The organism is Microbacterium sp. (assembly GCF_047607225.1).
Classification (GTDB): domain Bacteria; phylum Actinomycetota; class Actinomycetes; order Actinomycetales; family Microbacteriaceae; genus Microbacterium.
In genome coordinates this window covers 31,331-51,680 of sequence record NZ_JASGDO010000013.1, presented here as the reverse complement: position 1 = coordinate 51,680, position 20,350 = coordinate 31,331, and the positions used below count along the sequence as shown (strand labels likewise).

Below are 20,350 nucleotides of genomic sequence, written 5' to 3'. Positions count from 1 at the left end.
CGGATGCGGGGGATGAGGAACGAAGGGACTCAGAAGTCACAACTGGCCGCCGCTTCTCCGGAGCACAACTCCTCGCGAGTGATGAACCCGTCATCGATCACTCGAGCGATGTTCGAGCGGTCCAGGGTGATGGGATCCAGGAACAGCGCAGGGACCTTCTTGCCCTCGTTGTCGTACTGGTCCGTCAGGCCGGTGTCGCTGTCGCCGCGCGCCAAGGCGACCGCTGCCTTCGCAGCTGCCTGCGCCTGGATGTTGAAGTCCTTGTAGACCGTCATCGTCTGATTTCCCAGCAGGATCTCCTGCAGGCCTGCCGTCGTGGCGTCCTGCCCGGTGACGATGACCTTGCCGTTGAGGTCGCGGGCCTTCAGGGCGGCGATCACTCCCTGAGCGAGACCGTCGTTCGCGGCGAGGACTGCGTGAACGTCGTCCTTCAACGCCGTCAGAGCCTGCTCGGTCTGCGTCTGGGCGTTCGCGGTCAGCCAGTCGGGGGTGTCCGCCTCGTACCCGATCGTGATGTCACCGGCATCGACGAGAGGATCGAACACCTTGTGCGCGCCGGTCTTGAAGGCGATGCACGCGGTGCACACCTGTGCTCCGTTCATGATGGCGATCGTCGGGTCCTCTCCGGCATGGTCCACGATGTACTGCGCTTGGAGCTCACCCACCTTCTCGTTGTTGAACGTGATGTATCCGTCCAGGTCGGCGCCCTCGATCAAGCCCTCGTACGCGATGAGTGACACGTTCTCTCGCTTCGCGAGATCGGCGATGGGCAGTGCGCCGTCCGAGGTGATGGGGTTCACGACGATCACCGTCGCTCCCTGCGTGACAGCCGCTTCGGCCTGCTGCAGCATCTCGGTCTCGCTGGCTGCGGTGCTCTGGATCAGCTTGGCCTCGGGGTCGATCTCTCGGACGGCCTTTTGGAACGCGGGCCAGTCTTTCTCCTCCCATCGCGCCGAGGAGGTGGCATCGGGCGATATCCAGGCGATGGTGATCTCTCCGCCGGAGGATACGGGCGGATCGTCGGCCGCACAGCCAGTCAGCGAGATAGCGAGTGCGGCCGCAGCGACGATGCCGACGACAAGTGGGTTTCTCATGGATGCAACTCCGTTGTTAGGACATGTGTCTTGACGCATCTCGACGCACATTGTCGAAACGCTTCAACATCTGTAGCTCTGAAAATATGGGATGAGAAGTAGCCAAGTCAAGCAGAATCATCGAATCGCTTCGACGTCGCGGCGGCGAGATCCACTCCGGCCGCCCGGGGGGCGCCCCTACCATGGGGGACATGACCGACTCTCCCCGCTCGGGCATCGAGCTCGCCGAACTCAGCGCCACCATCCGTCCTCAGGACGACCTCTTCCGCCACGTCAACGGCGCGTGGCTGGAACGCACCGAGATCCCCGACGACAAAGCCCGCTGGGGCTCGTTCCACCTGATCGCCGAGCAGGCCGAGAAGGACGTGCGGACGATCATCGAGGAATCGCAGTCGGCCGAGCCGGGCACCGAGGCGCGCAAGCTCGGCGACCTCTACGCCAGCTTCATGGACGTCGAGCGCATCGAGGGACTGGGCGCCACTCCGTTGGCCGGACAGCTCGCCCGCGTCGACGCGATCAGCGACGTCCCCTCGCTGCTGCGGACGATCGGTGAGCTGGAGCGGGAAGGCGTCGGCGGTGTCGTCGGCACCTACATCGAGCCCGACCCGGGCAATCCCCAGCGCTACGTCGTGTTCTTCGTCCAGGGTGGACTGTCGCTTCCCGACGAGAGCTACTACCGCCTCGAGAACTTCGACAAGACCCGCACCGCATTCCGGTCCTACGTCTCCACGATCCTGGGTCTCGCGGAGGCCGCCGACCCCGACGCGCAGGCGGATCGGGTGCTGGCGCTGGAGACCGAGCTCGCCACGCACCACTGGGACAACGTGCGCAGCCGCGACGCGGTCGCCACCTACAACCTGATGTCGTGGGACGCCGTGGGCGAGCTCGTCGGCGTCGACCTGGGGTCGTGGCTGTCGGCGGTGGCGCCGGGGCATGAGGCGGGCTTCGGCGAGATCAACGTCAACCAGCCGAGCTATCTGGAGGGCCTGGGCTCACTCCTCACCCCGGAGCGCCTCGACGACTGGAAGGCCTGGCTGCGGCTGCACATCGTGCGGGCCTCGGCTCCCTTCCTCTCCAGCGCGTTCGTCGACGCCAACTTCGCCTTCTACGGCACCGAGCTCACCGGCGTGCCCGTCAACCGCGAGCGATGGAAGCGCGGAGTGGGCTTCGTGGAAGCGGCGATGGGCGAGGCGGTCGGCAAGGTGTACGTCGAGCGGCACTTCCCGCCCGCGGCCAAGGGGGCGATGGACGAGCTCGTCGCGAACCTCATCGAGGCCTACCGTCAGTCGATCTCGACTCTCGACTGGATGACCGACGCCACCCGCCAGCGTGCGCTGGAGAAGCTCGCGGCGTTCACGCCGAAGGTCGGGTACCCCGTGAAGTGGAAGGACTACTCCGCGCTCGAGGTCGATGCGACCGACCTCATCGGCAACGTGCTGCGTACGAACGCGTGGGAGCACGACCGGCAGCTCGCGAAGCTCGGCGGGCCGATCGATCGCGACGAGTGGTACATGACGCCACAGACCGTCAATGCCTACTACAACCCGCTGATGAACGAGATCGTGTTCCCGGCGGCCATCCTGCAGTACCCCTTCTTCGATCTGGAGCGCGACGCGGCGGCGAACTACGGCGGTATCGGCGCGGTCATCGGACATGAGATCGGCCACGGCTTCGATGATCAAGGGAGCGCCTTCGACGGCACCGGGGCACTGAACGACTGGTGGACCGACGAAGACCGCGCGGCGTTCGAGGAGCGTACCTCCGCCCTCATCGCCCAGTACGACGCCCTGGTCCCCCTGGGCCTGTCCGAGGAGCACACCGTCAACGGCGCGCTCACGATCGGCGAGAACATCGGCGACCTGGGCGGGTTGGGCATCGCGATCAAGGCGTACCGGCTCCACCTGGCCGCTCAGGGCGAGAGCGGTGACGGTCCAGTGATCGATGGCCTCACCGGCATCCAGCGGCTGCTCCTGAGCTGGGCGCAGATCTGGCAGCAGAAGGGGCGCGACGCCGAGACCATCCGCCTGCTGACGATCGATCCCCACTCGCCCAACGAGTTCCGCTGCAACCAGATCGTGCGCAACGTCGACGAGTTCTACACGGCGTTCGACGTCACCGAGGGCGACGCGCTGTGGCTGCCCGCCGATCAGCGCGTGACCATCTGGTGATCTCGGGGCCCGAGCGCTCCTCGGGCCCCACCCTCCGCGCCCGCCCGGCGCATCCCCTCCGTTGGAAGGACCAGCGTGACCGCGGCCGACCCGTCCGAACCGCAGGTGCCCCTCTCGCGGCGTCGCGCGGTGTCGGGGGCCGCCCAGGCGCCGGATGCCGCACCGGAGTTCCGGCGCCGCCCGCCTGCACGTGCCGGAGGTCGACGCGACGCGCCGCTCCGGCGCTCCCGTAGGTCGGTCGACGGTCGTCGTGCCTTCGCCGCCTCGACACGGGCGCTCGACGAGCTCGCCACGGCGGGGGCCCAGGTCTCGGTGCGGGTCGTCGACCTGGATCGCGGCACCGACGTCCTCTCCGGAGACGATCACCTCATCCTCCCGGTGGGGGGAATGGGCGTCGTCGCTCTCCTGATCGAGGCTGCGGCGCAGTTCGAGACCGGCGCGCTGGATCCCCTCGCGATCGTGGAACGCTCCTCCGTCGACCCCGTGGAGGTCGCGGGCTTATGGCGGCACCTGAAGGCGCCCGCGCTTCCGGTGTGCGACCTCGCGGTGTTGGCCGCCTCGACAGGCGACGCCATCGCCGCCAACGCGCTCCTCTCCCGCGTGGGGCTGGACGCGGTGAGGGAGCGACTGGACCGGATCGGTCTGGTCCGCACGGCGCTTCTCGACGGGTTCCGCGACCGTCGGGGCCTCGACGACGCTCCACACGTCTCGCTGGCCTCCACGGGTGAGCTCGCGACGTTGTTCGCGGCGCTCGTGAACGCGCAGGTCGTCTCGCCCGCCGTGAGCGCTCAGGTGTCGGAGTGGCTGAGCCTCAACACCGACCTCTCGCTCGTGGCGGCGGCGACGGGCCTGGATCCGTTCGCGCACGACGACGACCGGCACCAGCTGCTGTTCGTCAACAAGACCGGGCGGGCTGACGGTGTGCGTTCCGAGGCGGGCGTCCTCGCCGGGCCGCGTGCGGGGGTCGCGTACGCCCTCACCGTGTGCTTCGACGACCTGTCGATCTCCCACCGGCTCCGCGCCCACGAGGCCTTCCGCCTCCTGGGCGTCGACCTCATGGAGTACATCCACTGACGCGGCACGCGCCGCCGATCCCTCCCCTCCTCCTCCCGCTCTGCCGAGAGCACATGCTCTCATCGAGCGCATACGTCGCGTGCGTCACCAACATGTGCGTTGGACGAGAGCATGTGCTCTCGGCGATGAGACGAGATGAGACCGGCCCGGGTGGGTGGGGTGGGGCCTGGGTGGGACGGGGCCCGGGTGGGTGGGGTGGGGCCCGGGCGGGTCAGAAGACGATCGTGTGGTTGCCGTGAGGGATCACGCGGTCCTGCGCGTGCCAGAGGACGGCGCGCGACAGCACCTGACGTTCCACGTCGGCGCCGCGTCGCGCGAGCTCGGCGACGGTCTCGGCGTGGGTCACCCGGATGGTGTCCTGCTCGATGATCGGGCCCTCGTCGAGGTCGCTCGTGACGTAGTGGCTCGTCGCGCCGATCAGCTTGACGCCCCGCTCCTTCGCCTTCTTGTACGGCTCGGCACCGATGAAGGCGGGAAGGAACGAGTGATGGATGTTGATCACGGGCACCCCCACCTCGTCGAGGAACTCGGGCGAGAGGATCTGCATGTAGCGAGCCAGCACCACGAAGTCGACGTTGCCGACGAGGAGCTTCAGAATCTCCCGCTCCGACGCCGACTTGTCGGGCCCGGCCACCGAAGGGACGTGGAAGAAGGGCACCCCGAACGTACGGACGTCTTCGGCGGTGGTGGTGTGGTTGGAGATCACCATGGGGATGGTGACGGGGAGATCGCCCCGGCGGTGACGCCACAGCAGGTCGAGGAGGCAGTGGTCCTGCTTCGACGCGAGGATCGCCATCCGCTTCGGCACCGACTGGTCGGTCAGCGACCATTCCAGCTCGAACGGGGCGAGTGTCTCGGCCACCTCGGCCTCGATCGTCGGCCGGTCGGCGGCGAAGTCGGGGCGGTGGAACACGACCCGCTGGAAGTAGGCGCCGCCGCGGGGGTCGTCGGAGTACTGGTCGAACGCGACGATGTTGCCGCCGATGCGCGTGATCATCGCCGAGACGGCGGAGACGATTCCGGGGCTGTCCTTGCCGTGCACGATGAGACAGGCGTGGGCGGGAAGGAGGTGCGGGTTGTGCACGGGAGGCATGCCTTCGATTCTGCCGTGCATGACTGCGGAACACGGCATCGGGCGCGCCCGTTCCGTTCCTGCGGCGCTCGGCCCGCTCAGCGGGGGAGCGCGGGATGCGTCTCGGCGGCGGGCCGGTTCGGAATGAACACGGCGATGACCAGCGCGATCACGGCCGCCGCGCCGCCCAGCACGAACGAGAGCTGGAACGCGCCCGCCGTGGGCACGGCCACGCCGTCTTGCACCGTGGACACCGTCGCCAGGACGGCGCCGATCACGGCGGCCGCGGTACTCGTGCCCAGTGAGCGGAAGAGAGCATTGAGCCCGTTGGAGGCGCCCGTCTCGTGCTGCGGCACGGACCGCATGATCAGCATCGGCATCGCGGCGTAGCCGAACCCGATTCCGACGCCGACGAGGAGGTTGGCCACCAGCAGGTGCCACACCTCCGAGGAGAATGCGAGGGTGAAGCCATACGCGGCGATGAGGGCGATCGCGCCGAGGACGAGAAGGCGCCGCGGGCCGACGGTCCGCGCGAGGCGGCCGGAGAACGGCGAGAGCACCATCATCACCAGGCCCGCCGGCATGATGACGAGGCTGGCGGCCAGGAGCGACAGCCCGAATCCGGCCGGCGGAGGCAGTTCCAGCAGCTGCGGGTAGGAGACGTTGGACGCGAACAGCGAGAAGCCCATCGCGATCGAGGCGATGTTGGTCAGGAGCACGGGCCGCCGGGCGGCGACCCGCAGATCGAGGAGCGGCTCCTCGATGCGCAGTTCGAACCACCCCCATGCGAGCAGCACCACGAGCCCGCCGATCCCGAGTGCGAGCACGGCCGGCGATGCCCAGCCCCATTCGTTCCCGCGCGAGATCGCCAGGAGCAGCGCCGACAGCCCGAGCGCGAGCCCCAGGGTGCCGACGTAGTCGAAGCGCCCGGCGGTGCGCAGCACGCTCACGGGCACGATCCACACCACGAGGGCGAACACGATCGCTCCCAGCGCGGCCGACATCCAGAACAGGGCGTGCCAGTCCGCGTACTGCGTGACGAGGGCGCTGAGCGGCATGCCGAGGGCGCCTCCGACACCGAGCGTCGCGCTGATCAGGGCGATCGCCCCGTCGACGCGGTCTTCGTGCAGCATGTCTCGCAGGATCGAGATCCCGAGCGGAACGACACCGGTGACCGCGCCCTGGAGTCCTCTGCCGACGATCACCCCGACGATCCCCGAGGACAGGGCGGCAATGACCGAGCCGACCACGAGCGCGGCCAGCAGCACGAGCACGATGCGGCGCTTGCCGTACATGTCGCCGAGTCGGCCGGCGATCGGGGTGACGACCGCGGCGACGAGGAGGGTCACCGTGACGACCCACGCGGTGTCCTCGCGGCTGGCGTGGAGGAGCTCGGGCAGGCGGGCCTGGATCGGAACGACCAGCGTGAACATGAACGAGGAGCACAGCCCCGCGATCGCCAGCACCGCGACCACGGCTCCTTGCGGGGGGATGCGCGTGAGCCGGCGTCGAGCCGAGTCGTCGCGAACCATCGTTTCAGGCTAGTGGCGATCCGCAGGCCCGGGGCCGTCTCCCAGCCCGTCGGTCGCGCGCGCGTCAGTGACCCGTCGCGCATCTCTCGGCCACGATCGCGCCCACCGGCCGTTCGTCGCGCGTCTCGCGGAGATGCGTCTCGAGCACGTCGAAACCGGCGGCGGCGAGGCGCCCGCGCAGGTGGTCCGCCGGCCATCGGTATGCCCGAGCGACGGCGTGGTCGAACGGCTCGAGTGACGCGCCGCTGAAGAACCCCAGGACGAGTCGTCCACCGGGCCGGAGCACCCGGGCGAACTCCGCGAGCGGCGTGTGCAGATCCTCCGGAGCGTGGTGGATCGTCGAGAACCACGACAAGACGCCGCCGAGGGCGCCGTTCGGCTCCTGGATGTCGTCGATGCTCTCCGTCGCGAACGACACCCCGGGGAACGTCGATCGTGCGTGCTCGATGAACGACGGCACCAGGTCGATCCCGCGTACGTCGAGCCCCAGCTCCGCGAGGTGCTGTGTCCAATGCCCGGGTCCGCATCCGGCGTCCAGCACCCGACCCGCGACTGCGTGGGCCCACGACTCGACGATCTGCCGGTCGGAAGGGTGGACGGCCGACATCGCACCGAGGAGCTGTGCGTACTCATCGGCGCGGCCCGAGTAGGCCGCGGTCGTGGTCGTCACCTGTCCAGGCTAGCGATGGTGTTCGACCGGCCCCGCGCCCCCTCGGCATGCCGGTACGCAGGCCCGGCGCCGTTCCCCGCGCTCCGATGTCCGGTCAGTCGACGTCGAGCTCCACGGTCGCGAAGGAGTGCGGGGGAAGCCGGAGCGACAGCACCCCGTCGACGATCGTCGTCTCGAGCGGCGCCGGAGCGACCGCCTCGGGGGTGTCGACGTCGTTGAACGCGGCCGTCGAGTCACCCGTCAGCACACGGGCGCGGGCCACGCGCGCACCCCGCCCACGCAGGTCCACCGAGACGTCGAGGTCGCCCTCGGCACCGAGGTGCGTGAGCGAGAGGAGCGCCTTCCCGTCCTTCGTCGAGGCCGAGCTCGACACGAGCGGCAGTTCGGCGCCGCGCGCCGTCGTCGACGGGCTCTCCAGCACGTGCACCGGGATCGACTGTGCGTCCTGGTGCCCCTTGTTCATCTCGAACACGTGGTACGTCGGCGTGAGCACCATCGCGTCGCCGTCGGTGAGGATCATCGCCTGGAGCACGTTGAGCGTCTGCGCGATGTTCGCGATCTGCAGGCGCCGCGCATGCCGGTGGAAGGCGTCGAAGTGGATCCCGGCGACGAGGGCGTCGCGCACCGTGTTCTGCTGGAAGAGGAAGCCCGGGTTCGTCCCCTCCTCGACGTTCCACCACGTGCCCCACTCGTCGCACACGAGCGCGATGCGGCCGTCGGGGTCGTAGGTGTCCATCACGGCGATGTGTCCGCGGAGGATGCGATCCACCTCGGAGGCATAGGCGAGGGTGTCGTAGTACTGCGCGGTGGTGAACGCCGTGGCGTCCTCCGTGTTGATGCCCGATCCCGAGTGCGTGTAGTAGTGGAACGACACGGCCTGGTACACCGGCTTGCCGTACAGGGTGCAGCCGACGCAGTCCAGCGCCTCCATGAGGGCCCGCGTCCACTGCAGGTCGCCCTCATTGGCTCCGGCCGCGATCCGCATGAGTGCGTTGCCGCTGTGGTCGCGACAGAAGGTGGCGTACTTGCGGGCCTCGTAGGCGTACTGCTCGGCGCTCATCGTGCCGCCGCAGCCCCACGGCTCGTTGCCGAGGCCCCAGAACGGCACCTTCCACGGCTCGTCGCGTCCGTTCGCGCGGCGCAGGCGCGCCATGGGGCTGTCGTCGCCGCGGGTGAGGTACTCGACCCACTCGCTCATCTCCTGCACGGTCCCGCTGCCGACGTTGCCGGCGATGTACGGTTCCGCGCCGAGCATCTCGCAGAGGTCCATGAACTCGTGCGTGCCGAAGTGGTTGTTCTCGACCACGTCGCCCCAGTGGGAGTTGACGACGCGGGGCCGCTCTTCGCGCGGACCGATTCCGTCGCGCCAGTGGTACTCGTCGGCGAAGCATCCGCCCGGCCAGCGGAGGTTGGGGATGTCGAGCGCACGGAGAGCCGCGACGACGTCACTGCGGATGCCGCGGACGTTCTCGATCTCGGAGTCCTCGCCCACCCAGAAGCCGTCGTAGATGCAGCGGCCGAGGTGCTCGGCGAAGTGGCCGTAGACGTGTCGGTTGATCGTGGCGCCGGTGACGTCGAGGTCGACGACGATTCGGGCGGTCGCGGTCACGGAGTTCTCCATTCGGTAGCAGGCGTCAGGGGCACGAGGTCGGGCCGTTCGACGGTCGTGGTGAGGTCGTGGCGCGCGCCGTCGGCGGCCGCGTTCAAGAGCTCGGTCATGATCTCGAGGACATGGAGGCCCAGCGCGCCGTCGGCACGGCCGTGGCCGCGGACGAAGTCGATGAGCCCGATCCCGCGGGCTGCGTCGGCGTACCCGGCGCGGGCCGCGATCGGGGTCCAGCCGGGGGTGCCCAGAGCGCTCACGCGCACCTCGCCGTCGAACAGGTTCGGGTCGGGCACCGAGACCGAGCCGAGCTCACCGTGCACCTCGATCGGCGAGGCCCCGGTCGCCACCGCATCGAAGCTGAAGGTCACCGTCGACAGCGCTCCGCCCGCGTGGGTGAGCACACCCGTCACGTGGGTGTCGACCTCGACGGGGATCTCCTCACCCGCCCGCGGGCCGGAACCGATCGTCCGCACGGTGCGGGGGCGGGAAGAGGCTCCCACGACCGATACCACGGGGCCGAGGAGGTGGACGAGCGAGGTCACGTAATACGGACCCATGTCCAGCAGCGGCCCGCCTCCCGCGCGGTAGTAGAAGTCGGGCTGCGGATGCCAGAGCTCGTGCCCCGGGGCCACCCACGTCGCGACGGCCGAGAGCGGCCGTCCGATCGCGCCCGAATCGACGACGGCGCGTGCGGTCTGCACGCCGGTGCCGAGCACCGTGTCGGGCGCCGCGCCCACCCACGCGTCGCCGCGCGTGGCGAGGAGGTCCACGCCGTCGGCGAACGCCGCCGTCAGGGGCTTCTCGCCATAGACGTTCTTGCCGGCGGCCACGGCTGCGCGGGCGATCTCGGCGTGAGCGGCGGGGATCGTCAGGTTGAGGACGGTGGCGACCTCGGGGTCGGCGAGCAGCTCCGCCACGGACAGTGCGCGACACCCGGCGATGCCCGCAGCGACCGTGATCGCCCGCTCGTGATCGAGGTCGGCGACCGCGACGATCCGGATGCCCGGGTGGCTCGTGAGCGTCTCGAGGTAGGTGCCCGAGATGACGCCGAGCCCGACGATGCCTACGCCGTGCGGGTCGCCCACAGCATTCCCCTCTCGATGACGGTGCGGACGGCCGGATCCTGCAGCACGTCGAGGCTGTGGCCGGGGGTGGCGACGAAGATCCGTCCACGGCCCCACAGGCGGGTCCAGACCGCCGGGGAGGTGATCGGGCGGTGCCACGGGTGGTAGGGCTGGACCGGGTGGGTCGTGGTGGCCAGCACGTCGATCAGGTCGTCGTGCAGCACCCAGTACTGCTCGGTGAGGAGCGGGAAGTCGCCGAGGCCGGCGGTGATCTCGTGATCGCGGCCGAGCTCGGTGATCTCCACGGTGTAGGGCAGGAAGTTGTCCGACTCGTCGCCGCGGCACTCGTCGGGGTGCTTCGACGGGTGCGTGGCGAACTGTCCGCCCACGAGCTGCAGGTAGTCGGAGTTGTCGCGATAGGAGTCGGCGATCCCGCCGTGCCAGCCTGCGAGCCCCGTTCCCGCCTCGACCGCGGCGCGAAGACCCCGGAACGCCTCGGTGGAGATCTTCGACATCGTCACCGACTGCAGCACGAGGTCGGTCGCAGCCATGACCTCGGCATCGGCATAGACCTCGTTGTCCTCTTCGACGCGCACGTCGTAGCCGTGGTCGCGGAGGAAGGGGAGGAACAGCTCGGTCGCTTCGACGGGACGGTGGCCGTCCCAGCCGCCGCGGACGACGAGTGCCTTCTTGGCGGTCATCGGTGATCCTTTCGGCTTCGCTGCCTGTGACGCGCCCTCACGATGTCACGCCGGGGATGCGCGCCGCTGAAATGTGCGCAAAAATTGCGGGATGACGACGTCGGGACGCGCGACCCTCGCTCAGATCGCGCACGAGGCCGGTGTGAGCACCTCGACGGTGTCGCGCGCCCTGCGCGGACGGGGCGAGATGGCGGCGCCCACCCGGGCGCGCATCCTCGCCGCGGCGCGGCGCCTCGGCTATGCGCGGGAGGACGAGCCGCGTGGGCGCCCCCGCACCGGGACGGCCCGCCTGTTCGATCTCGTGCTCGGCCACTACCACGACCCGTACACGGACGAGGTGACCGCCGGGGCGCATCAGGCGGCGGCCGAGCTGGGGTACGACCTCGTCCTGACCGCCGAGAGCGACGATCCGGGCGACGACTGGCCGATCCGGGTGCGCGGTCGGGGCTCGGCGGGCGTCGTGCTGGGCCTCATCCGCCCCACACTGAGCCAGCTCACGGTGCTCCGCGACGCGGGCATCCCGATCGTGCTGATGGAACCTCCGTCGGAGCCGTCGGTCGAGCTGACGAGCGTGCGCACGACCGACCGGGCCGGTGCTGCGGAGGCGGCCGCGCACTTGATCGAGCGGGGCTGCACGCGGTTCATCGTGGTGGCCGGTGCGCCCGCCTACCGCTATGGGCGGGCTCGCGTCGAAGGCTTCACCCGCACGGTCGAGGAGCTCCTCCCCGGCGCTCCGCTGATGCGCGTGCAGGCCGGATGGGAGGCCGTGCAGGCGCGCCAGGCGGTGCTGCCCGCGCTGCGATCGCTTCCCGGGAGCGGGCCGGTGGGCTTGTTCGCCTGCTCCGACGAGATGGCGGCGGGTGCCTACCGGTCGATCGCGGAGCTCGGTCTGGGCGTGCCCGCAGACGTGCGGGTCGTCGGCTTCGACGACGTACGTGGCGCGCGGTACCTGCAGCCCGGACTCACCACGGTGCGCCAGCCGATCCGCGAGATGGCCTCGGCCGCGGTGCGTGCGCTCGTGGATCCCGACCTGCCGATCGGCTCGGTGATCGAGCTCCCCACCACCCTCGTGGTCCGGGGCTCCACTCATGCCGGATGAATCGGGAAGTAGACGCTGAAGCTCTCGTCGGCGATCGCGTGCAGGGGAGCGAGTCGCACGGAGCGCGGTTGCCCGACGGTGCGGTAGCCGGTGAGCCACTGCGACCACTGGCGTTCGTTGTCGACGGCAAGAATGGTCTCGGGGCGCGCCGCGTCGCCGGACAGCGTGATCTCGGCGTCGACGAGTCCCGCGAGGACCACGGGTCCCTCCACGAACGCGACCGTCGTAGGGTCATCGGGGATCGGCACGGCGCGGACGGTGTGCGGGAAGTCGACTTCGACCGTGGTGATGCCGGCGGCGTGCGGAACCTCCAGGGTGTCTCCGCGGCGGGTGGCTCCCTCGGCGCCGCGGACGGCCGGTTCTCCGTCGGTCCACTCCGGAACGCGCAGGCGGAGCCTCCCCGCGACGGGTGAGTCCAGGCGCACCCGCACCCGCCATGCGCGGGGTCGGTGCAGGTCGCCGGCCTCCCCCGCGTTGGAGTCCGGACCGACGTAGCCAGCGTGATCGACCAGCTCGACCGTCAGCCGACCGCCGCCGGGGAGGTCGGCCTCGACCGGGATGTACTGTGCGACCGTCACCGTCGCTCCGTCGTCGTCGGACGCGGTGTACACCCCGAGCGAGGCGTGGCGCGTGTGCGCCTGCACGAGGGTGCCGTGGCAGCACCAGAAGTCCTCTGTGGGAGAGCCCCATGCCTTGCGGGCGCCGCCGTGGAGCGGCAGGAAGTAGGCGACCATGCCGGTGCCGGGGTGCTGCTGGGCGAGGATGCCGTTGTAGAGGTTCTTCTCGATGTAGTCGGCGTAGGCGAGGTCGCCCGTCCAGCGCAGCAGTGTGTCCGCCAGCCGGATCATGTTGTAGACCGCGCAGTGCTCCTGCGTCTTCTCGCCGCGGCGGGACGCGAAAGCGTGCGGCGGCGTCCAGATCTCGCCGGAGGTCTGTCCGCCCGTGGCGAAGGTCCCGCGCTGGGTCACGGCGCTGTCCCAGTAGGCCGTGACGATCCGCTGCCACCGCTCGTCGCCGGTCACCTCGTAGGCCCGCGCCGCACCGAGGATCTCGGGGATGGTCGTGTTGGCGTGCATGTTGGTGAGCACGTCCCGTCCCGCCAGCAGCCCGTCGAACAGCGACCGGTGCGTGTACCGATCGAGCAGCTCGAGGTACATCGGGTCGCCCGTCGCCTCCAGCAGGTCGGCCCACACCTCCAGCATGCCGCCCGTCTCCACTTCCAGGATCCGCTGGAAGGAGTCGTCGTCGAAGGTCCGTGCCCAGCCGAGCAGGCGTCCGGCCGCCGCGTGGGCGATCTGTCTCGCGCGCTCCTCGCCGAGCTCGCGAGACACGTCCACGAGACCCATGAGCGTCTTGTGCATGTCGTACTGCGGTGCCCACACCTCCCGCCCGTCCGCGAGGCGATCGAGGAAGGCAGGCGGGATCGCGAACACCCATCCGTCGCCGTTCTCGCGCTGGCAGAGCTCCAGGCCGTCGAGCACTTCGCCCAGGGTGGCGCGCAGGTGTGCGTCGCCGGTCACCGCGATCTCCCTCGCGGCGGCCGAGAGCCAGTGACCGACGAAGTGTCCCCGCAGGAGCGAGCCGGGTGTCTCCCACCCCCAATGGCGGTCGAGCCCGCGGGATTCGGCGTCGTCGCGCGAGGGGTGGAGGTGCCAGGCCTGTGAGCCGATGCCGGCTTCGATCAGGTGGTTCTGGAGCAGATTCGGAGCCCGGAGTGACCGGAGGTAGTCGCGGTTGAGCCGGCGCCGATCCTCGAAGAGGCCGGGGCGCAGGCGTGCCGCCCCCGGCGGGAGAGCGGTGAGCGCCGCGGGGGGTCGCGGGTGGTCGACATCGGACGGAGCAGCGGTGGCCGTCATGGCTCGAACCTCCTCGGTGAGATCGATCTCTCACTGTACTTCGCGGGGTGGATTGCGCAACACTGGGATGCATGCCTTCCGCAAGGATCGTCCATGTCTTCACCGATGAAGTCTCCGTCGTCATCGCTCAGCGCGGGGCCGCGCTGCCGGCGATCTGTCACTGGGGGGAGCGGATCGACGTCGCCGACGACGCCGTGCTCGCAAGCCTCGCCGGTGCCGTTCTCTCCCGCCCGGGGGCCGTGATTCTGCCGGAACACGCCGAGGGGTGGGGTGGTCGTCCGGGGCTGTCCGTGCACCGCGCGGGCGTCGCGTGGACGCCGGTGTTCGAGGTCGAGAGCCTCTCGCTCGGCGGTGCGACGCTGGCGCCGGAGACGGTCGTGCAGAAGCGGGTCTCGGCGCTGGGGGAGGGCCTCGTCGCCCTGCACGCCGTCGACCGGTGGGCCGGAATCGACCTCGAGCTAGAGATCGATCTCACGTCGGAGGGACTCCTGCGGACGCGTACCGTCGTGCGCAACGACAGTGCGGGCGCGGAACTCCTGGACGTGCTCGAGGTCTCGCCCCTTCTCGCCGTCCCGACGCGGGCCACCGAGATCCTCGACTTCGTCGGACGATGGGCGTTCGAACGGGCGCCACAGCGTCATCCCGTCGCGATGGGGATCCACGCGCGGGAGTCGCGGCGCGGCCGCACCGGGCTCGACGCGACGGGCGTGATCGCGGTGGGGGAGCCCGGCTTCAGCGGACCTGGCGGCGACGTCTGGCTGCTCCACGTCGGCTTCAGCGGAAACCACGTCCACGCGGTCGAGCGCACCGACGGCACCCTGGCGCTGCGCGGCGGCGAAGTTCTCCTCCCCGGCGAAGTGCGGCTGGCGACGGGCGACACCTACCGCACCCCCTGGGTGTACGGCAGCTTCGGAGACGGTCTCGACGCGGCCTCGTCGCGCTTCCACCGCCACGTCCGCGGGCTGAACCGCGCGGCGCGGCGACCGCGTCCCGTGACGCTCAACATCTGGGAGGCGGTCTACTTCGACCTCCGACCCGATGACCTCATCGAGCTGGCGACGGCCGCCGCCGACGTCGGGGTGGAGCGCTTCGTCGTCGACGACGGCTGGTTCCTCGGACGCCGCGACGATCATCGAGGCCTCGGCGACTGGATCGTCGATCCCGAGATCTGGCCCGAGGGCATGGGCCCCCTCGCCGACCACGTGCGCGCGACGGGGATGGAGTTCGGCCTGTGGGTGGAGCCCGAGATGATCAACCCCGATTCCGACCTCGCCCGCGCGCACCCCGACTGGATCCTCCGGGCGCGGCCGGAGCTTCCTCCTGAGGCGCGCTTCCAGCAGGTGCTGGATCTGACAAACCCCGAGGCGTTCGCCCACATCCTCGAGGCGCTCGACGGGCTCGTGCGCGATCTCGGTGTGGCGTATCTGAAGTGGGACCACAACCGCGACCTCGTCGCCGCCGGGCACCCGCACACCGGCACGCCCGCTGTGCACGAGCAGACGTGGGCGCTGTACCGGCTCCTGGACGAGTTGCGCGAGCGGCACCCCGATCTGGAGATCGAGTCGTGTGCATCCGGCGGGGGGCGGGTGGACCTCGGTGTGCTCGCGCGCACCGACCGCGTGCACACGTCGGACAACCACGACGCGCTCGACCGGGCGCGCATCCTCCGCTGGACGGGGCTCCTCGTGCCGCCCGAGATGCTCGGATCGCACGTCGCCTCTTCCCCCTCTCACGCCACCGGTCGGCATCACGACCTCCACACGCGATGCGCCATCGCCTTCCTCGGCCACTTCGGCTTCGAGCTCGACGTGCGCGCCGTGAGCGACGAGGAGCGGGCGCAGCTGCAGCGCTGGGTGACGCTCTACCGACGGTTCCGCGGGCTGATCCAGCAGGGGAGGGTCGTCACCGACGACGGACTCGCGTCTCTGCGGGGCGTCGTGGCGCCCGACGCGTCCGACGCGCTGTACTCCATCGTCACTCCGCCGCACTCGGCCGACACCTCTGCACGGGTGCGCCTGACGGGGTTGTCTCCGCGCAGGTCGTACCGCATCGAAGCGGCGCTTCCTTCGTGGCTCGGCCCGTCCGACTACCGACCCGCCTGGGTCGATGCCGCCCCGGCGCTCGGCTCCGACACCGCCGCCGGTCCGGTGTTCTCCGGCAGTGCGCTCGCGGCCATGGGGCTCGAGATCCCGCTGTTCGCCCCGGATCGGGCGCTCCTCGTCCGCGCCACCGCGGTGGGAGACGACGCATGAGCGCGCTCGAGACGGCATCGGGGCACCCGACGCGGATGGACCCGGAACGCCGTGCCCGGGCGGAGCGTCCGCCCATGGGATGGAACAGCTGGGACTGCTTCGGCGGATCGGTCACCGAGGCGGAGGTGCTCGCCAACGCGGAGTACCTGGCCGAGAACCTGCGAGGCCACGGCTGGGACACCGTCGTGGTCGACATCCAGTGGTACGAGCCGGACCCCGGCACGCACGACTACCGCGAGGCGTCGGACGCCGTCCTGGACCAGTGGGGACGACCCCTCCCGGCACCGGGCCGGTTCCCCTCGGCGGCGGGCGGCTCCTTCCGCCCCTTGGCCGACCGCGTCCACGCCCTCGGGCTGCGCTTCGGCGTGCACCTCATGCGGGGCGTGCCCCGGCGTGCCGTCGAGCGCGGGCTCCCCGTGCTCGGGACGGACGTGACCTGCGCCGACATCGCCGACGAGACCCGGCTCTGCCCGTGGAACCCCGACAACGTGGGGGTGGATGTGACCCGCCCGGGAGGTCAGGAGTACTACGACTCGTTGATGGCCCTCCTCGCCGAATGGGCAGTGGACTTCGTCAAGCTCGACGACGTGCTCTATCCGCCGGTCGAGTCGGCGGAGATCGCCGCCGTCTCGCGCGCCATCGATCGCAGTGGTCGGCCGATGGTCCTCTCGCTGTCGCCGGGACGGGAGCTCTCCCTCGCTCACCTGGAGGAGTTCCGCGACGTGGCCCAGATGTGGCGGATCTCCGACGACTTCTGGGACGACTGGGGGCAGTTGCGCGAACAGTTCCAGCGTGCGGCGCGCTGGGCTCCGCACCAACGCCCGGGGGCCTGGGCCGACGCCGACATGCTTCCGCTCGGGCGCATCGGCATCCGTGCGCACGTCGGTGGAGACCGGCTGAGCCGCTTCTCGCTCGACGAACAGCGCACGCTCCTGACGCTGTGGTGCCTCCTGCGCTCGCCGCTCATGTTCGGCGGTCATCTTCCCGACACCCCGGCCGACACCCTCGAGCTCCTGACGAACGAGACCGTCCTCTCGCTCCTGGGCGGCGAGGGCAGCCGTGAGATCATTCGGGACGGCGACCTCGTCGCGTGGGAGGCCTCGGTGTCGGGCCGAGCGTTCCGTGCCGTCTTCTGGCTCGGAGACGAGCCGCGGGCCTACCGGGCGCACTTTGCAGACCTCGGGCTCACCGACGCCGCGCGTGCGGAGGACGTGTGGACCGGAGAGGAGCTCCCGATCGAGGGTGCCGCAGTGCCGCTCACGGTGCCGGCTCACGGGGTGCGCCTGATCGCCTTCGACTGAGACGGGCGGCGGACTGGGGTTTATCCTCGGGAGATTGCGGGTGCTCGTGAAGAGCGGCTTTCGAGAGCCGTGTCACACTTCGTGCCGTGCCGGGCATTCCCTCTTCGACAGCGGAAGTGCCGTGGTCTTCGATGGAGGGGGTAGCGGTGAGCAAGCGCAGTGTTGATGAGGTCCTGTCGGGCAGCAGCCCGACTTTCGTTCCTTCGGTCGCGACGGAAGCGGCGCTGGACGCGCTCGTTCTGGAGTCGCGGAACGCGGCGTCAGGTCACGGGCGGAGGCGGCGGAAGCGCCTTCTGTGGCTGGTTCCGGGAGCGATCGTCGCGGTGGGCGCCCTGACGGCGGGCGCTGTCGTGGCCGAGCAGATGACGCGGCTGGATGTCCCCATCACGGTCGAGTACACGACCGACACAGGTGTGACGGTGTCGTGCACTGCGCACATTGCGAGCTCGCTCTTCTCACCTCGACTGGCGGAGGTGACCGAGTACTACAAGACGCATGAGTTCGCCGCCGACGGCATCGGTCAACGCATCTACAACTACGCGCTCGTCCTCACCGGCGAGAGGGAAGGAACGCCCGCAGATCTGCCCCGCTCCGTGGAATGGCTTCCCGGCGACGGGAGCAGTCCCGACTGGGAGCCGCAGCCAGCCCGCAGCGCTCTCACCGAGTCGATGCTCGACTTCATCGTGATCGACGTCGAGAACGAGCTCGGGCTCTCCGCCGGCCGCGGGGGCGCGGCCGAGATGCACACTGACTGCACGGGACAACTGCATTGACCGTCGCGGTGACGCAGTCCACTCCCCCGCCGGCGAGCGCGGATCTTGCGGAGACGTTCCGGCGCGAGGCGGGCGGGCTGCTGGGCTATTTCATCAAGCGGGATGTCCCGGTCGAGGACGCCGCCGACCTGGTGAGCGACACATTCCTCACCGCCTGGCGATCCAGCCGGACAAGCAAGATCGAGCCGGACCTGCTTCGAGCCTGGCTGTTCGGCATCGCCCGCAAGATGTTGTCGCGGTACCGTCGCGGACGCAGCCGGAGATCCGCATTGAGCGACAGGCTTCGGGCGACCCTCGCTGCGGATCTCGCCACTCAGCACACCGCCGCCGCGCGCGACGACGACCTGGACGAGCGCGTCCGCTCCCTCATCGCCCGCCTCCCCGAGATCGACCAGGAGATCGTGCGCCTGGTGTACTGGGACGGGTTCGCGCAGGCGGAAGTCGCCACGATCCTCGGCAAGCCAGCAACCGCGGTTCGCGCCCGACTGTCCCGCGCGCGAAAGGTGTTGCGAGATCAGCTTGCTGACAGCGCTGACATCGAGTGACGCACCCCACGCGCCGTCGTTTCCTGCACGTCGGCGGCGCCTTCGATCCTCGATCGTCGACGGTGGATGGGAGCCGCTCTTCGTCTTTGCCGCGACGCTCGTCGTCACGATGGCCTGGTCCTGGGTGCCTTCTTTCTGGTACGACGAGGCCGCTACGCTGCAGCTCGCGCGGTTGCCCCTGCCCGAGTTCGTCGGATTCGTGCGGCACCGGGACGCGGTACACGGACTGTATGCGTTCGTGATGCATGGGTGGATCCATGTCTTCGGAGCATCCGAGTTCTCGGTGCGGTTCCCCTCGGCACTCGCCGTCGCCGTGGGGGCCACCGGCGTGTTCCACCTCGGGCGGCGGTGGTTCGGGACGGCCGCGGGCGTCTTGGCGGCACTGATCTTCGTCGTCCTCCCGAGGATGACGACTCAAGGCGTCGAGGCGCGCTCGTACGCGATGGCGACCACTCTGCTGATCGTCGCCGCCGTGCTCGTGGCGGCGGCCCGTGAGCGCCGAGGTTGGGCATTGAGGGTGGCTGTCACGGGAGCGGCCGCGGCGGCGGTGTGGATGTTCGCCTACGCCCTGTTCGTGCTCCCCGCGCTGGCGCTCCTCGCGGATGACACCAGCCTTCCCGGGCGCACACGCATCCGCCGCGCTTCAGCCGTGCTCGCGGTCCCGGGGATTCTCGCTGTGCCCCTCGTGCTCACGATGATTGCGCAGCGGGGCCAGGTCGCGTGGCTGGCCGCGCAGGACGTGAACCCCTACACCGTGCTGATCGAGCCGATGTTCGGCTCCGCATTCTGGGTGCCGATCGGGTGGGCCTTGCTATGCGCTGTCGCGGTACGAGCGGGGCGACGGGTCACGCTGTCGCGCCCCGTGGTATCGCTCCTGGCATGGCTGTGCCTGCCCGGAACGGTGCTGGTGGTCCTGTCTCTCGCGGGGACGCCCGTCTTCACGCCGCGCTACCTGACCATGTGTGCGCCGGCGCTCGCGCTCTTGGGTGGCTCGCTCATCGGGGCTGCTCGTCGGCGGGTCGTGATCGCCGCGTGTGTTCTCGTCTGCGTACTCAGCGTGCCGCACTACGTCGCATCGCGGCTGCCGACGGCGAAACCAGGGGCCACCGACCTGCGCGCGGCGACATCCTTCATCGCGGCGCATGCCCGGCCAGGCGATGCGTTCCTGCTGGAGGCTTCCGGCCCCGGGGGAACGCGGCCACGCGTCGCCATCGCCGCCTATCCGCACGCGTTCGCAGGTCTTCGGGACATCGCATTCGCATCGAGCTATGTCGACACCGGCACCTACTCGGATACCCTCGTCGAGCCGACCTTCACCAAAATCGCCATCGATGCTGACATCTGGGTCGCTACCAGAGACGGCTCGGCGTTCGCACAGCAACTGGCCGAGCATGGTTACGCTCAGGCGTCGATTCGGGAAGTCGGTGGTCTCACGGTGGGCGAGTGGCGCCGGGAGGACGCTCGTGCCGCTCACGGTGCCGGCTCACGGGTGCGCCCGATCGCGCTCGGCTGAGACCGCCGGATCGGTGGGCGGGAATGTGCC

The 20,350-nt window shown here is 69.9% G+C and carries 16 protein-coding genes; 8 read left to right on the top strand and 8 right to left on the bottom strand.

The window, feature by feature from the left end:
* Window positions 1–29 precede the first annotated feature (29 nt).
* A complete protein-coding gene (locus tag QM591_RS01730; protein ID WP_415128966.1) occupies window positions 30–1,094 on the bottom strand; it encodes a sugar ABC transporter substrate-binding protein in 1,065 nt (354 codons plus the stop codon).
* Between the two features lie 191 nt (window positions 1,095–1,285).
* On the opposite strand from QM591_RS01730, the gene QM591_RS01725 reads away from it, so the two are divergent.
* Entirely contained in the window at window positions 1,286–3,262 is a 1,977-nt protein-coding gene (locus QM591_RS01725; RefSeq protein WP_415128964.1) for a M13 family metallopeptidase, read from the top strand.
* Window positions 3,263–3,337: 75 nt separating this feature from the next.
* Entirely contained in the window at window positions 3,338–4,336 is a 999-nt protein-coding gene (locus tag QM591_RS01720; RefSeq protein ID WP_415128962.1) for a serine hydrolase, read from the top strand.
* A gap of 211 nt (window positions 4,337–4,547) precedes the next feature.
* Here QM591_RS01720 and purU read toward each other — a convergent pair whose 3' ends face one another.
* From purU to QM591_RS01690, 6 genes are all read right to left on the bottom strand, one after another.
* Entirely contained in the window at window positions 4,548–5,429 is an 882-nt protein-coding gene (purU, locus tag QM591_RS01715) for a formyltetrahydrofolate deformylase (RefSeq protein ID WP_415128960.1), read from the bottom strand.
* Between the two features lie 77 nt (window positions 5,430–5,506).
* Window positions 5,507–6,901, bottom strand: a complete 1,395-nt coding sequence (locus QM591_RS01710; RefSeq protein ID WP_415129006.1) for an MFS transporter — start codon at window positions 6,899–6,901, stop codon at window positions 5,507–5,509.
* A gap of 103 nt (window positions 6,902–7,004) precedes the next feature.
* Window positions 7,005–7,610, bottom strand: coding sequence for a class I SAM-dependent DNA methyltransferase (locus QM591_RS01705; protein ID WP_415128958.1), 606 nt, complete (start codon window positions 7,608–7,610; stop codon window positions 7,005–7,007).
* Between the two features lie 94 nt (window positions 7,611–7,704).
* Window positions 7,705–9,219 (bottom strand): alpha-N-arabinofuranosidase, encoded by a 1,515-nt coding sequence (locus tag QM591_RS01700; RefSeq protein WP_415128956.1) that lies wholly within the window; start codon window positions 9,217–9,219, stop codon window positions 7,705–7,707.
* Window positions 9,216–10,301 carry a Gfo/Idh/MocA family protein gene (locus QM591_RS01695; protein ID WP_415128954.1) on the bottom strand — a complete coding sequence of 362 codons (1,086 nt, stop codon included), beginning with the start codon at window positions 10,299–10,301 and terminating at the stop codon, window positions 9,216–9,218. Before QM591_RS01695 ends, QM591_RS01700 begins: the two co-directional genes overlap by 4 nt.
* Complete coding sequence (locus QM591_RS01690) at window positions 10,280–10,981, bottom strand: ThuA domain-containing protein (RefSeq protein WP_415128952.1); 702 nt, start codon at window positions 10,979–10,981, stop codon at window positions 10,280–10,282. The genes QM591_RS01695 and QM591_RS01690 overlap by 22 nt, the downstream gene beginning before the upstream one ends.
* Before the next feature lie 91 nt (window positions 10,982–11,072).
* On the opposite strand from QM591_RS01690, the gene QM591_RS01685 reads away from it, so the two are divergent.
* Window positions 11,073–12,080, top strand: coding sequence for a LacI family DNA-binding transcriptional regulator (locus tag QM591_RS01685; protein ID WP_415128950.1), 1,008 nt, complete (start codon window positions 11,073–11,075; stop codon window positions 12,078–12,080).
* On the opposite strand, the gene QM591_RS01680 is transcribed toward QM591_RS01685, so the two are convergent.
* The gene (locus QM591_RS01680) at window positions 12,068–13,936 is read right to left on the bottom strand and encodes a beta-L-arabinofuranosidase domain-containing protein (RefSeq protein WP_415128948.1); all 1,869 of its coding nucleotides are present in this window, start codon (window positions 13,934–13,936) and stop codon (window positions 12,068–12,070) included. The genes QM591_RS01685 and QM591_RS01680 overlap by 13 nt on opposite strands.
* A 71-nt stretch (window positions 13,937–14,007) precedes the next feature.
* Here QM591_RS01680 and QM591_RS01675 point away from each other — a divergent pair, with 71 nt between their 5' ends.
* From QM591_RS01675 to QM591_RS01655, 5 genes are all read left to right on the top strand, one after another.
* Entirely contained in the window at window positions 14,008–16,188 is a 2,181-nt protein-coding gene (locus QM591_RS01675; protein ID WP_415128947.1) for an alpha-galactosidase, read from the top strand.
* A complete protein-coding gene (locus QM591_RS01670) occupies window positions 16,185–17,489 on the top strand; it encodes an alpha-galactosidase (protein WP_415128946.1) in 1,305 nt (434 codons plus the stop codon). The genes QM591_RS01675 and QM591_RS01670 overlap by 4 nt, the downstream gene beginning before the upstream one ends.
* A gap of 146 nt (window positions 17,490–17,635) precedes the next feature.
* Window positions 17,636–18,262 carry a hypothetical protein gene (locus QM591_RS01665; RefSeq protein WP_415128945.1) on the top strand — a complete coding sequence of 209 codons (627 nt, stop codon included), beginning with the start codon at window positions 17,636–17,638 and terminating at the stop codon, window positions 18,260–18,262.
* An 8-nt stretch (window positions 18,263–18,270) separates the two neighbouring features.
* A complete protein-coding gene (locus QM591_RS01660; RefSeq protein WP_415128943.1) occupies window positions 18,271–18,807 on the top strand; it encodes an RNA polymerase sigma factor in 537 nt (178 codons plus the stop codon).
* The gene (locus QM591_RS01655; protein WP_415128941.1) at window positions 18,782–20,320 is read left to right on the top strand and encodes a glycosyltransferase family 39 protein; all 1,539 of its coding nucleotides are present in this window, start codon (window positions 18,782–18,784) and stop codon (window positions 20,318–20,320) included. Before QM591_RS01660 ends, QM591_RS01655 begins: the two co-directional genes overlap by 26 nt.
* Window positions 20,321–20,350 lie beyond the last annotated feature (30 nt).